Source organism: Candidatus Accumulibacter necessarius (genome assembly GCF_036625085.1).
Map to the genome: position 1 here is coordinate 786161 of NZ_JAZKUM010000001.1, position 14649 is coordinate 800809.

General features: G+C 63.5%; 12 protein-coding genes. 6 read left to right on the top strand and 6 right to left on the bottom strand.

Annotated features, from left to right (window positions below; all coding sequences use genetic code 11):
• Positions 1-3: 3 nt before the first annotated feature.
• Positions 4-312 carry a GntR family transcriptional regulator gene (locus V5B44_RS03910; protein ID WP_332357798.1) on the bottom strand — a complete coding sequence of 103 codons (309 nt, stop codon included), beginning with the start codon at positions 310-312 and terminating at the stop codon, positions 4-6.
• Between the two features lie 132 nt (positions 313-444).
• Between V5B44_RS03910 and V5B44_RS03915 the strand changes: the two genes are divergently transcribed.
• Both V5B44_RS03915 and V5B44_RS03920 read left to right on the top strand, forming a co-directional pair.
• Entirely contained in the window at positions 445-768 is a 324-nt protein-coding gene (locus V5B44_RS03915) for a DUF2917 domain-containing protein (protein ID WP_332357799.1), read from the top strand.
• Positions 769-1037: 269 nt separating this feature from the next.
• Positions 1038-2141 carry a type IV toxin-antitoxin system AbiEi family antitoxin gene (locus V5B44_RS03920; protein WP_332357800.1) on the top strand — a complete coding sequence of 368 codons (1104 nt, stop codon included), beginning with the start codon at positions 1038-1040 and terminating at the stop codon, positions 2139-2141.
• Here the strand turns inward: V5B44_RS03920 and V5B44_RS03925 are convergent.
• Positions 2068-3117 (bottom strand): Fic family protein, encoded by a 1050-nt coding sequence (locus tag V5B44_RS03925; protein WP_332357801.1) that lies wholly within the window; start codon positions 3115-3117, stop codon positions 2068-2070. The genes V5B44_RS03920 and V5B44_RS03925 overlap by 74 nt on opposite strands.
• A gap of 217 nt (positions 3118-3334) precedes the next feature.
• On the opposite strand from V5B44_RS03925, the gene V5B44_RS03930 reads away from it, so the two are divergent.
• Positions 3335-3607 carry a ribbon-helix-helix domain-containing protein gene (locus V5B44_RS03930; protein ID WP_332357802.1) on the top strand — a complete coding sequence of 91 codons (273 nt, stop codon included), beginning with the start codon at positions 3335-3337 and terminating at the stop codon, positions 3605-3607.
• On the top strand, positions 3580-4023 hold the full coding sequence (locus V5B44_RS03935) for a putative toxin-antitoxin system toxin component, PIN family (protein WP_332357803.1): 444 nt from the start codon (positions 3580-3582) through the stop codon (positions 4021-4023). The genes V5B44_RS03930 and V5B44_RS03935 overlap by 28 nt, the downstream gene beginning before the upstream one ends.
• 132 nt (positions 4024-4155) lie before the next feature.
• Here V5B44_RS03935 and V5B44_RS03940 read toward each other — a convergent pair whose 3' ends face one another.
• Positions 4156-5007, bottom strand: a complete 852-nt coding sequence (locus tag V5B44_RS03940) for a DMT family transporter (RefSeq protein WP_332357804.1) — start codon at positions 5005-5007, stop codon at positions 4156-4158.
• 168 nt (positions 5008-5175) lie between these two features.
• Between V5B44_RS03940 and V5B44_RS03945 the strand changes: the two genes are divergently transcribed.
• Both V5B44_RS03945 and V5B44_RS03950 read left to right on the top strand, forming a co-directional pair.
• Positions 5176-5808: a MarC family protein gene (locus V5B44_RS03945; RefSeq protein WP_332357805.1), complete on the top strand. Its 633-nt coding sequence runs from the start codon at positions 5176-5178 to the stop codon at positions 5806-5808.
• Positions 5809-5854: 46 nt separating this feature from the next.
• A complete protein-coding gene (locus V5B44_RS03950) occupies positions 5855-9427 on the top strand; it encodes a PAS domain S-box protein (RefSeq protein ID WP_332357806.1) in 3573 nt (1190 codons plus the stop codon).
• Between the two features lie 26 nt (positions 9428-9453).
• Here the strand turns inward: V5B44_RS03950 and V5B44_RS03955 are convergent, their stop codons facing one another.
• From V5B44_RS03955 to V5B44_RS03965, 3 genes are read right to left on the bottom strand one after another with little or no spacing between them, the layout of a single operon-like run.
• Entirely contained in the window at positions 9454-10575 is a 1122-nt protein-coding gene (locus V5B44_RS03955; RefSeq protein WP_332357807.1) for an ABC transporter permease, read from the bottom strand.
• Positions 10576-10577: 2 nt separating this feature from the next.
• The gene (gene rbbA, locus V5B44_RS03960) at positions 10578-13319 is read right to left on the bottom strand and encodes a ribosome-associated ATPase/putative transporter RbbA (RefSeq protein WP_332357808.1); all 2742 of its coding nucleotides are present in this window, start codon (positions 13317-13319) and stop codon (positions 10578-10580) included.
• Complete coding sequence (locus V5B44_RS03965; RefSeq protein ID WP_332357809.1) at positions 13316-14473, bottom strand: HlyD family secretion protein; 1158 nt, start codon at positions 14471-14473, stop codon at positions 13316-13318. The genes rbbA and V5B44_RS03965 overlap by 4 nt, the downstream gene beginning before the upstream one ends.
• Between the last annotated feature and the right edge of the window lie 176 nt (positions 14474-14649).

A 14649-nucleotide genomic window follows, 5' to 3' on the forward strand; every position in this document is an offset into this window, starting at 1 on the left:
GCATCAGGCGCTGGCTGACATCGACCGGTACCGGCGCCTCGGGGGTCGAGCGGGCGCTGGGTTGGGCGCGCCGCGCCGCGGCATGGCGAACGAAATACCCGGACTGCGGCCGGCTTCGACGAGACCCCGGTCCTCCAGCTGATGCAGCGCCTGCAGTACGGTCGAAATGGAGAGCCGTCGCTCGCGCGACAGCCGCCGTACCGACGGCAGGCGCTCGCCAGGCCGCAGGTTGCCGGCGACGATGAAGCCGCTCAGATCCTCTGCCAGCCGTTCGTAACGCAAGAGTTCGCTTTCCATGGCTTCCACCAGCACAGTTGTCGCTCAATCGGAAGGGTACAGTATGCAGTAAAGACAACTGTACTCATAACAATTTGATCAGTCTGTGACTGTATCACGAATCTTTCACGCCTTACACTGTGTCCTGTCAATACCGGGAGAACAGTCATGGACCTCGATCTCTACAAAAGCGAACTCTGCCTCACCGACAATGCACCGATTCGGCTGCTCTCGGCCCGCGGTGTGCGCATTACCTGCACTGCTGGCCTGGTCTGGCTGACCGTCGAAGGCGAAGCCGGCGATATTTTCCTGGCGCCGGGGCAGAGTCATCTCGTTCGCGGCCGTGGTCTGGGTTTGCTGGAAGCCATTGGAGGCGGGCGGGTCCGCTTTGATAAAGCCGGCCGACCCATGTGGGTTCCCCTGCTGGTAGGGGTGCGGCGGCTATGGCATGGCTGGCGTCCGTGCTCGCCTCCTGGCGTACCCGTCGCTTGAAGATCGGGCAGCCGGCGTTCATAATTCGCGCCTGTTCACACAAATTGCGACCAAGGCCTGAATGAACCCCCATGACGAAAGCGCACTTCTCGAACGGGCCGCGCAAGCGTTGCGCGCGCATAGCCTGATCGTCTCCGTGGATGCAGAGCGCGTGTCGGCGACCCACGGGCGGTCGAATGCCTTGCTGCGCGTGAGCAAAGGGCCGCTGCCGCATCGATTACGCCGCGGCGGTCAAACGTCGGCTGACGCCGAGCACTCTCGGCGCCGTGGTGACCCAGTTGCGCCACCCGGCCGATGCCGGCGAGCCGCCGCCGCTACTGCTCACCGACTACGTGACACTACCACTGGCGAACCAGCTCCGCGCCCGGGAGCAGCCATTTGCCGACGCGGCGGGCAATGCCTACCTTGAGGGTGGCGGACTTTTCGTCTACGTGACCGGGCGCAAACTGGACCAGAAGCAGATCGCCCTGCGGGCAAGCAAGGGCTTCACCACGACCCGGCTGAAGGTTCTCTTTGCCCTGCTCTGCGATCCGCCGCTGGCCGCCGCGCCGTATCGGGCGATCGCCGCCGCGGCAGACGTCGCTCTGGGGGCGATGTCGACCGTGCTCGCCGACCTGCAGCAGGACGGATCGCTGGTCGTCATCGACCGGCAGCGGCGCCTGAATGCAAGCAAGCGGCTGCTCGACGAGTGGGCACAGGCTTACGCGCTCGGCTTGCGCGGGAAGACACTGATCGGCCGTTTTCTGGCCGAGCATTTCGCCGCCTGGCCGGACTGGCAACTGAACCCGGCGCACGCGCGGTGGGGAGGCGAACCGGCGGCGGCACTGCTCGGTTGCGACCCTCTACCCGGCATGCTGACGATCTACGGCGACAAGTTGCCGGCGCGTCTGATTGCCCACGAGCACCTCGAGGTGGCCGGTCCCGTGGCCTATGAACACCTGGTCGAACTGCGCAAGCCGTTCTGGGGCCAGACCCTGTCCACGGTCGGCCGGCCCGACCTGGTGGCGCCGGTGCTGATCTACGCCGACCTGCTTGCGACCGGTAACACGCGCTGTATCGAGGCCGCGCAGATGATTTACGACGCTCACCTGGCGCGCCTTTTCCCCGCGCCGTTTGAGCTTGGCCGAGGTCGCCTGGCAGAGGCCCTGGCTGTCGTTCGCCGCGCCGGCCAGCGATCACCGCCATACTTGTCAGGACGATGGGATGATCCCCAAGCCGTGCTCCCGCAAGCTGTCGCGTTCGTTGGGGCCTGCGAGACGCTTGGACCTCAACCATCGGTCCTTATTTTTCTCGTTTTAATCAAGGCAGGGCATACCAGGTCGCTTTGCCGGTGCCGTGGCGGACAAGGTGGCCCTGTTCCCCCAATCGCTTGAAATGCTCTTTGAGTGTGTTGCGGCTTGCGCCGGTGGCGCGGATCGTCTCGCCCATTGTGATGCGGCCGCGCTTGCGGGCCTCGTCGATGATCTGCGCGGCCAGCTCTGGCAGAGCGGCCATCATCAGCTTTTCGCGCTCCACCTTTTCGGCCAGGCGACGTTTCTGCTGCCCCAAGGCGCGCATCAGGAACATAAGCCAGGGCTGCCAATTCGGGGCCTCGGTTTGGATGGTGCCTTGCGTCTGCCGCAAGGCCAGGTAGTAGCCTTCTTTGCTGTTCTCGATCACGGATTCAAGCGACGAATATGGCACATAGGCATAGCCGGCCTGCAACAGGAGCAGGGTGGTCAGGACGCGGCTCAAGCGGCCATTGCCGTCCTGGAAGGGGTGGATTTCCAGGAAAGTGACGATGAAGACGGCGGTGATCAGCAGCGGGTGAAGGCGCTTCAGCTCGCGCGCGTCCTTCAGCCAGGTGACAAGCTCTTGCATCCGGCGCGGCGTGTCGAACGGTGTGGCGGTCTCGAACACGACGCCGATCATTTTTCCGTCCGTGTCAAAGGCTCCGACGTCGTTGCGCAAGGTCTTGTATTCACCGCGGTGCCGCTCGTCCTTGTCGCTGTAGCGCAGAAGGTCGCGGTGAAGCTGTTTGATATGGTTTTCCGTGATGGGAATCTCGGCCCAGGCCTGGAAGATGGTTTCCATTACCTCGGCATAGCCGGCGACTTCCTGCTCATCGCGGGTCGAGAATTTCTTGATTTCCAGATTGGCAAGCAGGCGCTCAACCTCGCGGTCGGTCAGCCTGCTGCCCTCGATGCGGGTTGAAGAGCCGATGCTTTCGATGGCGGCGACGTGGCGCAGCGCCCGTAAGCGCTCAGGCGCAAGGGTGCCAAGGGCGCGCCACGCGCCTTTGAACTCGTCAACCTCGGCAATCAGCACCAGCAGCTCCGGCGTGATCTGAATGGTGTCGGTTTTCAGCATAAAGTCATCCTCGTCACCCGTATTTACACCCATATTCGTCCAAAAGTCCAGCCAGAAATACACCCATATTCGTCCATATGTTATCTTCCATCCGTGGCCCCGTGGTTCCCTGCGATGACCTCCAAGCCCTGAGCAGGGAGCTTAAACACTCGTGCGGCTAAGCGTACAAGATGCTAAGTTGTTAAGAGGATAGATGTTTATGCACTGAGGTGAAAAGATGTCCAACGAAGAGACCACCCGTTTGACCGTTACGCTTTCGCGGGAGACCGATCTTGCCTTGCGGGCCTTTCTCGGTGCCCAGGGTATGCGCAAGGGCGACCTCTCGAAGTTCATCGAGGACGCCGTCCGCTGGCGGATGTTCGACCAGGCGGTTCAAGGCGTCAAAGCGCGTAATGCTGACATGAGCGCTGATGAGCTCCAGGCAGCGATCGACGAGGCCTGCGCCACCGTTCGCAGCGAGATGTGGCCGATTTCTTCGAAGGCGTTGTAGTTGGGATGCGCCTGATTCTTGACACCAACATCCTGGTTGCGGCCCTGATCACTCGCGGAACGCCACCCGACAAGCGCTATGAGGCGTGGCGCGACGGACGCTTCACGCTGCTCACTTCCGACCTGCAGATTGAAGAAATTCGCCGGGTCACGCGCCGGGAAGGTATCCGTTTCCGCATTCACCAGGCCGAGGCCGGACGCCTCGTCAATGACCTCCGCCGCCTGGCAACCCGCATCGAAAATTTGCCGACGCTCGATGTTTCGCCTGACCCTTACGACAATTTTCTCTTGGCGATGGCCCAGGCCGGCCAGACCGACCTTCTCGTGGCCGGTGACAAGGACTTGCTTAGCCTCTCAAGTCATCAGGGCTCCCGCATCTTGACGGCGCGTGAAGCGCTCGGCTTACTGGGAGGTTGATCGCATGGCCCGAGCGTTAGCACCGCACCGAATGCCACAGTCTCTCTTCCGGCGAGCCTGTCCGCGTTGCTGCCGACGAACGCGCTTGCCGCTCGCGCGGGAATGGCCATTTTTTCCGGCCACACTTCTGCTTCACGGTCTCCGAGCCAGTGTCACCGGCGAGAAATGCGTCGCCGCCAGTCCCGACAGGACGATCAGCGCGACCGCCAGCCAAGACCAGAGATCGTGCGTTTCGTGCCAGATCAGCATGCCGAAGAGGCTGGCAAAGATGACGGTACTGTAGGCCAGAGCCGCCGCCATCAAGGTCCTGCTGCCAGCGTAGGCGCGGGTCATTGCCAACTGGGCGGCGGTGGCGAAAGTCGCGACGCCGAGCAACAACGCCCCGCTGTGCAGGTCGACCGGATGGATCTCGGAAATCAGCAGCCAGACGCTGCCGCATACCGACGACACGAGCGAAAAATAGAAGACCGTGCGCGTCTCCGGTTCGCCGCGTGAGCCCAGTTCGCGAACGCTGAAATACGCGATGCCGGCGAGTACCCCGGAACCCAGGCCAATCAGGCCTCCGACCAGTTGGTCGGCGTGCAGCGCTGGCTTGAGGAGCAGGCCGACCCCCGCCAGGCCGAGTGCCAGGGCGCCGAGAATCCCGCCAGTCAGGCGCTGGCCGGACAGTGCCAGGCAGATTGCCAGGAAGATGGCCGAGGTGTAGTTGAGCGTCACCGCGGTGGCCAGCGGCAGCAGCGTGAGTGCCCAGAAATAGGCAAACAGCGCCGAGAAACCGACCACGCCGCGGCTGACCTGCCAGCGCCAGTGCGGCGTCCTGAGCGATACGCCGCGCAGGCGAACCAGGGCATACATCAGGATCAGCGAGAGGAAGCTGCGGTAGAAGACGATCTCCACCGCCGAATGGGTGGCGGCTGCCAACTTGACGCAGACGCCCATGCAGGCGAACAGCAGACTGGCCAGGACCATCCACAGGGATTGCATTGCAGGGCTTCAGCAGAGGAGAAGGCGCCGATTCTACTCCGAAGCCGCTGCCGCCGGCCGGCATCGGCGCCGCTGGAGCGCGCTCCAGCGCAGGCAGAGCGTGGTTGATCGCGCTAGACTAGCGCTTTTCAACCGTTGCCGGGTCGCCATTCGGGCGTTCTGGAGGCCATGGATTTCCCGATCAAACCGCTGATCACGCTGCTCGCGATCGTCAACCCGATCGGCGTCATCCCGTTCTTCATCCATTTCACGCGCAATTTCAGTCTCGCGCAGCGCGCGAAAACGATTCGCGTCGCCGCGTTCACGGCTTTTGTCGTCATCGCCACCAGTGCTCTGGCGGGCCTCAAGGTGCTGCAGTTCTTCGGCATCTCGCTGGCCTCGTTCGAGGTTGGCGGTGGTTTGCTGCTGCTGATCAGCGCCATGCACATGCTCAATGCGCAGCCGGCTGAATCAAGCGGACAGGACGTCGACGACGGCGCCAGCCGTGCCGATTCCGGGGCCAGCATCGCCGTTGTGCCACTGACCATCCCCCTGTTGACCGGTCCGGCCTCGATCTCGACGGTGGTGATCTATGCCGAAAAGGCGCGACATTTCTGGGAACTCGGGGTACTCGTCATCTATGGGCTGGTTATCGGCCTGGCAACCTGGGTGGCGCTGTCGGCGGCTGGTCGCATCGGCCGGTTCATGGGCCAGACCGGCATCAATGTGATGACCCGCCTGATGGGCCTGATCCTCGCAGCGATCGCCGTCGAGGTGATGGCCGATGGTTTGATCAAGCTCTTTCCCGCGCTCGGACATTGAGCAGGAGCGCGCGTCCAATGAACCATCCGTGATGTCTGGTAAATCGATGTCCTGGGCGAAGCCCCTTCGGCCATGGCTGGCGCTGCGCTTCCTGCTGGCAGGCATGCTGCCGTTGCTGCTGGTTGCCGCGCTGCTCCTGTGGGTGCTGCTGCCGCAGGTGCTGGCGGAGATCGAAACCCGTCACCAGGCGCTGGCTCGCGCCATCTCCGGCCAGGTCGAGGTGCACCTGCGCAGTTCCGGGCGCGAGTTGTCCGCTATCGCCGAGTATCTCCAGCAGCGAGGTTTTCAGCCGGCGTCGTTCTGGTTTGAACCGATTCTCGATGCGCATGTGGGAACCGGGGAGGTCTTCGCGGCGATCTATATCGCGGACGCGGATGACTCCGTGTACGCGGTTGGCCTGCCGCCGGGACAGCGGCGCCAGCGGGAAGACCTGCTGGCGGTCGACCTCTCGCGCTGGGCGGTACTGCGCGAAGCTCGCCAGCGGCAGGCGCCGGTGTGGTCGGACGTTTTTCTGTCGGCTGTCAGCGGCCGGCTGACAGTCAGTCTGGCGATTCCGGTGGCCAATCAGGTCCTGATCGGCGAAGTCGCGATTGACCGGCTCTCCGAGTTCATCGGTCGCCTGCCGGCCGAAGCGGGGATGTTGACCCTGATCCTCGATCGCCAGGGCCAGATCATCGCCAATTCGCAAAGCCTCCTTGGCGGCCAGCAACTCAACCTCGGTCATCTGCCGATCGTCGGCGATGCCTTGCGCGGGCGCTTTGTGAGCCATGAGCTCGAACTGGACGGTGAGACGTTCATCGCCACGCTGGTCAGCGTGCCGCAGCTCGGCTGGACGGTGCTCGTCGCGCAGCCGCGCAGCGACGCCCTGCAGCCGTTTCAGTCCATCTTTTGGGTTCTCGCTGCTGGCGCGCTGGTGGCGCTGCTCCTGGCGACCAGCGCCACCCTGCTGCTGGCGCGTGGATTCGCACGGCGAATTGGCCGCTATGCGGCGCAAGCACATGCCATTGCCGAGGGCAACTATGATCAATCCTGGCCGCTTTCGCAGATCAGGGAGTTCGATAGTCTGGCCAACGATCTTGATCGCATGTCGCTGGCCATTCGTCAGCGCGAGCGCGACCTGGCGACCAGCGAGGCGCGCTACCGGTCGTTGATCAGCAACGCGCCAGTGGTAATTTTTCAGTTCGATCAGGAGGGCGTGTTCGAACTCAGCGAAGGCAAAGGGCTGGCAAGTGCCGGTCTGGCGCCCGGCGAGGCGGTTGGTCAGTCCCTGTTCACGCTTTATCACGGTCACCCGGAGATCGCTGCGCAGGCGAGGCGCGCGCTCGCCGGCGAGGCGCTGCAATTCGTCTCCCGCTTCGGTCACACCTTCTTCGACACCTATTTCAATCCGATGCGGGCAGCTGACGATTCGCTCAAGGTGATCGGTGTCGCCGTAGACATCACCGAGCGCATGTGGGCCGAGGAGGCGCTTCGCCGGGCCAACCGGCAGCTGCGAATGATCAGCGAGTGTAACCAGGCGCTGATTCGGGCGACCGATGAAGCAGAGTTGCTGAGCACCATCTGCCGCATCGTCGTCGAGGTCGGCGGCTATCGGATGGCCTGGGTGGGTTATGCCGAGCACGACGCCTCCCGCAGCGTGCGGCCGATGGCACACGCCGGTCATGAAGCAGGCTATCTCGAGGGCCTGAATAGCACCTGGGCGGAGGCCGAGCGTGGGCGTGGCGCCAATGGGACGGCGATTCGTACCGGCCGCCCCTGCGTGATCCCGGATGTTGCCGCCGATCCCTGTTTCGCGCCCTGGCGGGCCGAGGCCGTCGAACGTGGCTATGCCGCCTTGTGCGCCTTGCCGCTGGTCCTCGGGGAGCAGACACTGGGCGCCCTGAGCATCTACGCCTCGGCAGCGGATGCCTTCGACGGTGACGAGGTTGCCCTGTTGAGCGAACTCGCCGGCGATCTCGCCTTCGGCATCTCTGTGCTGCGGATGCGGATCGAGCGCGACCGGACGGATCGGGCGTTGCAGGAAAGCGAGGCACGCTACCGACTGCTGTTTGAGAGCAATCCGCATTCGATGTGGGTACTGGACGTGGCAACCCGGGCGTTCCTGACGGTCAATGATGCCGCCGTGGCGAGCTACGGGTTTTCCCGCAGTGAGTTCCAGGACATGACCATCATGGACCTCAGCCCGGACGAAGACAGCCCGCTCCTGAGCGAGGATATCGTCGCCGTGGAGGAGAGAGGCGATTACGCTGGCTTCTGGCGACATCGCCGGAAAGATGGCGCCCTGGTTGACGTGGAGATCATCTCGCACCCCCTCTCCTTCGAGGGGCGGCCGGCGGAACTCGTGCTGGTCAACGACATTACCGAACGCAAGCGCGCCGAGCAGGCATTGCTCGAAAGCGAACTCAAGTACCGCGAACTCGTCGAGAACGCCAACAGCATCATCCTGCGCTGGACCCCGGCGGGCGTGATCACCTTCATCAACGAGTTCGGCCTCAAGTTTTTCGGCTATTCGGAGGAAGAGCTGCTGGGCCAGCAGGTGGTTGGCACCATCGTGCCACCGACGGCAAGCGAGGGCAGCAATCTGCTTCCGCTGAGGGAGGCGATCAGCCTGCATCCCGAAGAGTTTGAACACAAGGTGAACCTGAACATGCGTCGCGGTGGCGAACGGGTGTGGGTTTCGTGGACCAACAAGGCGGTTTTCGATGACTGGGGCCGGGTGGTGGAGGTCTTCAGCGTCGGCGCGGACATCACCGAGCGCAAGCGCGCCGAGGAGGAGCTCGAGCGCCACCGCGAACGCCTGGAGGAGATGGTGAGCGAGCGGACTGCCGAGTTGCGGCAGGCGATGATGCAGCTCGTCCAGGTGGAAAAGCTGGCCGCACTGGGTAATCTGGTCGCCGGCGTGGCACACGAGCTGAACACGCCGCTGGGCAACACGCGCATTGTTGCCAGCCTCCTCAGCGAGCAGTTCCGCGAGTTCGCCGGTGCGGTCGAGGCGGGCAAACTGCGACGTTCGCAGCTGGACGGATTTCTCAGCCGGGGTCGCGAGGCGGTCGAACTGCTGGAGCGCAACAGCGCCCGCGCCGCCGATCTGCTCGGCCACTTCAAACAGGTGGCGGTGGACCAGAGCAGCGCTCGCCGTCGCTCGTTTGACCTGCGCCAGACGGTCGAGGAGATGCTCGTCACGCTGCGCCTGACCTTCAAACGAACGCAGCACCGGATCGAACTCGATATCCCCGCCGGGCTGGAAATGGACAGTTACCCCGGGCCGCTCGAACAGGTCATCACCAATCTGGTCGGCAACTCTCTGACGCACGGCTTCGTTGGTATCGAGCAGGGTTGCATCGAGCTGCAGGCGCAGGCAGTTGGCGAAACACAGGTGATCCTGCGCTGTGTGGACAACGGGGTGGGCATCCCGACGGCGACGCTCCATCGCCTTTTCGAACCGTTTTTCACCAGCCGTCTGGGGCAGGGCGGCAGCGGGCTGGGGCTTTACATTGCGTACAATCTGGTCACTGGCGTGCTGGGCGGGACCATCGGCGTCGAGAGTTCGCCCGGGCAGGGAGCCATCTTCACCCTGACCTTGCCGCGTACGGCGCCCGATCGCACAGCGCCTGTCTGAACGGCAAAGGCCGAAGGGGCAGCCGCTCAGCCCTGCATTTCGCTGACTGTCTTGCGAAATCGCAGCAGGGCTGCGGTGAAGAACACGATGCCAATTACCGCCGTAGCCAGGAGTTCCTTCCAGACCGCAGCCAGGCCGGCATCCCTGAATAGGATCGCCTGGGCAAGAGCGACGAAATGCGTCGACGGCGAAAACATCATGATTCTCTGTACCGGGACGGGCATGCTGTCAAACGGCGTGTTGCTGCCCGAGAGCAGGTTCATGACGATGAACACCGGCATCGCCAGCAGCGCAAACTGCGGCATGGAGCGGGCCAGGGTGGCGAGAAAAATCCCCAGTGAGGTCGCCGCGAAGAGGTAGATGACTTCGCCGAGGGCGAAGAGCGGCATCGAGCCGGTGATCGGCACTTGCAACACGCCCTGCACCATCAGGCGCAGTGACAGGCTTGCAGCGACGACAACGACCAGCCCATTGGCCCAGATCTTGGCGAGCATGATCTCGGCGGGGCCGAGAGGCATGACCAGCAGGTGTTCGATCGTGCCATGTTCGCGTTCGCGGATCAGCGCGGCACCCGTCAGAAAGATCGCCAGCAAGGTGATGTTGTTGATCACCTGCATGACGGCGACGAACCAGGGAGACTCCCGGTTGGGGTTGAATTTCGAGCGGCTAACGACCCGCACGGCCGGCACGTTCGACGAGTGCAGGAAGCCTGCGAGTTCCTGCTGGATGACGTTATGGAGGTGATTGGCGCCGCTCCCGGCCTGGATCATGGCGGTCGCGTCGACGTTGATCTGGATCGTCGGACTTCGACCGCCCACCAGGTCGGCCTGAAAGCGTGGCGGGATGTCGATGACGAAGGTGTAGCTTCCGCCATCCATTGCGGCGTCGATCTGCTGCACCGTTATGGCGACCGGTGGCAGGAAATAAGGGGGCAGCAGTGCATCCTGGATGCGCCGCGAGAGCGGCGAGCCGTCCTCGTCGACCACCGCTATCGAGGCGTTGATCAGATCCATCTGCGTTCCCCTGGCCGGGGCATAGACCGCGTAGGTAAAGAAGTAGACGATCAGGACGACCAGCACCACGTCGTAACGCAGGCTGATCAGCTCCTTCACACCCAGTCGGTAGATGTTTGCGCAATGGCCGCGCATGCTCATTCCTCCTGCGTCTTCAGGAGCATCAGGCTGAGCAGCAGGTAGGCCAGGACAATCACCGCCAGGGCGGTAAAACTGACCCAGAGATCGACGAAATCGAGTCCCTTGGTGAACGTGCCCAGGCTGATGCGCTGGAAATAGGTGCTCGGAAAAGCCAGCCCCATGATCCGGGCGCCGCCGGAGAGCGACGATACCGGCGTGAACAGGCCCGAGAACTGGATCACCGGCAGCATGATCAGCACCGCTGTCCCGAACAGCGCGGCAATCTGGGTCTTGACGAAGGAGGAGATGAGCACGCCGAAGCCGGTGGTGGCCATCACGTACAGCGCTGCGCCGACCGTCAGCGCGATGAAACTGCCCTTGACCGGCACCCGGAAGAGAAGCAGGGCCATGACCAGCAGGCTGAGATAGCTCGTGAAGGCAATCACCGCGTAGGGCAGTTGCTTGCCGAGGAGAAATTCCAGGCTGGTGACCGGGGTGGCATAGAGATTGGTGATCGAGCCCATTTCCTTCTCGCGGACCACGCCGACCGCAGTCATCATTGCCGGTATCAGGGCCAGCATCATCATGATCACTCCGGGTACCATGGCGTAAACGCTCTTGAAGTCCTGGTTGTAACGGAAACGCGTTTCGACCTTGACCGGCAGGAGCGCTGGCGTCGTGCCACTACTGCGTTGTGCCAGTCGCTGCAGGTAGGCCAGATGGACGCCAGCCACGTAGCCGTTAACCGTCTCTGCGGTAAACGGTGCGGCGCCATCAATCCATACGCCGACCTCGGTCGGGCGACCTCGCTGGACGTCCCTGCCGAAATCCGGCGGAATCTCGATCGCCACGCGCAGCTTGCCGGCACGCATCTGTCGTTCCAGATCGGCATGGTTGTCGAGCGGTGCCAACTCCCGGAAGTATCGTGACCCGGAATAGTGTTCGAGATAGGCCCGACTCTCTGGCGTCCGGTCGCGATCCAGTACGGCATAGGACTGGTTTTCGACGTCGAACGAGATGCCGTAGCCGAAGGCGATCATCAGCAGCACGGGTCCGAGCAGGGCGAAGGCAAGCCGGATCCGGTCGCGCCAGATCTCGATTGCCTCGCGCCGGGCGTACGCCCACCAGCGGCCAGGGCTGAACAGGGTTGGCCGCTGCTGGTGAGCAGACGCCGGGCGGGCCTGTCCAAGCGGTGGCGGATCGCCTGGGTCAGCGGGCGTTTCGCCGGAGGCTTCTTCGAGGCAGGCAATGAACGCCTGTTCCAGGGTTTCCGCACCGCGTGCACGGGTCAGCTCGGCAGGCGATCCCTGGGCCAGCACCCGTCCGGCATGCATCAGCGAGATTCGGTCGCAGCGTTGAGCCTCATTCATGAAATGGGTTGAAATGAAGATGGTCACCCCTTCCTGGCGCGACAGATCGGCCAGGAAACGCCAGAAAGCGTCACGCGCCACCGGATCGACCCCCGAGGTGGGTTCGTCGAGAATCAGCATCTCCGGTCCGTGAATCACCGCCACCGCTAGCGACAGGCGCTGGCGGATGCCAAGCGGCAGGCTTTCGGTCCGCTGTTCGAGGTAGGCCTGTAACCCGAAGCGATCGACCATCGCCTCAACCCGGCCCCTGATGCTCTCCTTCGGCAAGTGAAACAGGCGCGCGTGCAACTCGAGGTTCTGGCGCACCGTCAACTCGGTGTAAAGCGAAAAGGCTTGCGACATGTAACCCACCCGCTTGCGGGTTTCGATGTCTCGGGCATTGACCTGGCGTGCGAAAAGCGCCGCAGTTCCCTCGGATGCAGGCAGCAGCCCGGTCAGCATCTTCATGGTCGTCGTCTTGCCGCAGCCGTTCGAGCCGAGAAAGCCGAAGATCTCGCCGCGCTCGATGCGAAAGCTGACATGATCGACGGCGGTGAATTGGCCAAAGCGTCGCGTCAGATCGTGCGCTTCGATGGCTGGCGGACCCTCATGAAGCCGTCGGGGGGGAATCAGCAAGGCGCGATGTTCGCGACGTTTGTCCTCCGGCAGCAGCGAAACGAACGCTTCTTCGAGGCTGCGGGTTGCACTGCCAGCCTTGAGTTCGGCCGGCGAGCCCGTGGCCAGGATCCTGCCGGCATCCATCGCCACCAGCCAGTCGAAACCTTCCGCCTCATCCATGTAGGCGGTTGCCACCAGCACACTCATCGCCGGCCGGCGTGCGCGGAGATGCCCGATCAGCTCCCAGAACTGGCGGCGCGAAAGTGGATCGACGCCGGTGGTCGGTTCGTCCAGAATGAGCAATTCCGGGTCGTGAATCAACGCACAGCACAGCCCCAGTTTCTGCTTCATGCCGCCGGAGAGCTTGCCGGCCGGGCGCTCGGCGAAGGGCGCCAGACCAGTGCCGGTGAGCAACTCCCTGATTCGCCAAGCGCGTTCATCGGCGTCCTGGCCGAACAGGCGGCCGAAGAAATCGACGTTCTCGAATACCGACAAGGTCGCGTAGAGGTTCTTGCCCAGCCCTTGTGGCATGTAGGCGATGCGCGGGCACAGCGCGTCGCGGTGGCGGCGGTCAGCCATGTCGCCCCCGAGTACTTCGACGCTTCCCGACTGGATCTTGCGAGTCCCGGAGAGGAGGGACAGCAGGCTGGATTTGCCGACACCGTCCGGGCCAATGAAGCCCACCATGCGCCCGGCTGGCACCAGCAGATCAAGCTGCTCCAGCGCGACCGTCTTGCCATGGTGGAGCGTGACTGCCGAGAGCCGTGCCACCGGCGATCGCGCTTCGGTCACTGCGGCAGGTTCGCCTGCAGATGTGGCGGCCATGGCGCTGCGGCGTCGAGGCGGACGTAAGCGACGCCGGGTAGTCCGGTCTTCACCTGATCCCTGTACTTTCTGAGGAGTTCGGGATCGACTTGCGCCTTGCTCCGGAATACCAGCTTCTGGCGCTCGCTCGCGGTCTCGACCGCCTTGGGGGTGAACTGAGCGGCGCTGTCGACAAACGAAATCCGGGCAGGGATCACGTATTGCGGCAGGGCATCCAGAACCAGTCGGACCTCGGCGCCAATCGTTACCTTGCCGGCGACAGTTTCGGGCAGAAAGAACGTCATGTAGACGTCGGAGAGGTCGATCACGGTCAGAATCTTGCCGCCGGCGGGTAGCACTTCGCCCGGTTCTGCCGTTCGGTACTGGACCCGGCCACCGCGTGGCGCTTTGAGGGTGGCGTCGTCCATATCGGCCTTGATTTTTTCTGTCGCTGCCACCGCCGCTTCGATCGATGATTCGGATTCGCTCACCTGCGATCTGGCTGCCTCGATAGCCGACTGCATTTCCCGCGTTTGCGACTCGGCGGCTTCGATGGCTGCCTGCGCCTCGGCCAGTTTTGCCCTGGCCGCCGCCAGTGAAGCGCTGGCGACGGCCAGTTTGGTCCTGTCGCCCTGCAGTCGCTGCGCGGTGATGAAGCCCTTGGCCACGAGTTCCTCGGAGCGCTTCAGCTCGGACTCGGCAAAAGCGACTTCGCTCTCGCGCTGGCTGACCACAGCCAGCGCGCTGGCGCTTGCCTGACGTTTCTGGGCGACCAGTGCCATCGCGCTGGCCTTGGCGTCAACCTTCTGCGCCGCCATCGCGATTGCCGTGGCATTGGCGCTCTGCGCCTGCTTCACTGTAGCCCGCAGCTGATGGAGTTCGGCTTCGAGGGTTTGCGTGTCCATGCGAGCGACGACCTGCCCTGACTCGACAAAGTCGCCTTCCTTGACCAGCACCTCTCTGACCCGCCCAGCGGATTTGGTCGCGATGTCGATTTCCGTGGACTCGATGCGGCCGTTACCCATCACAAAGCCGTCCGGCAGCGTTGCCGGCCGGGAGTGCCGCCAGGCGTAGAGCCCCGCCAGGACCGTCACCACGCCGACAACCAGGAGGAAGATGTTGCGCCGAAGTTTGCTGCTCATCAGTCGATCTTCCTGATGCGGGTCCGGGTCTTGGCCGGGGCTCGAGGCCTGAGATTGCTGCACAGTCTGCATTGTAACTCGCTCGGTTTAACGCTTGCCAGTACGCGTCGCAAAGCGCACCGTCGAGCTCGCCCAGGCCGGCTGTGCACTCCGTGGCGGCCGAGGATCCTGACGCG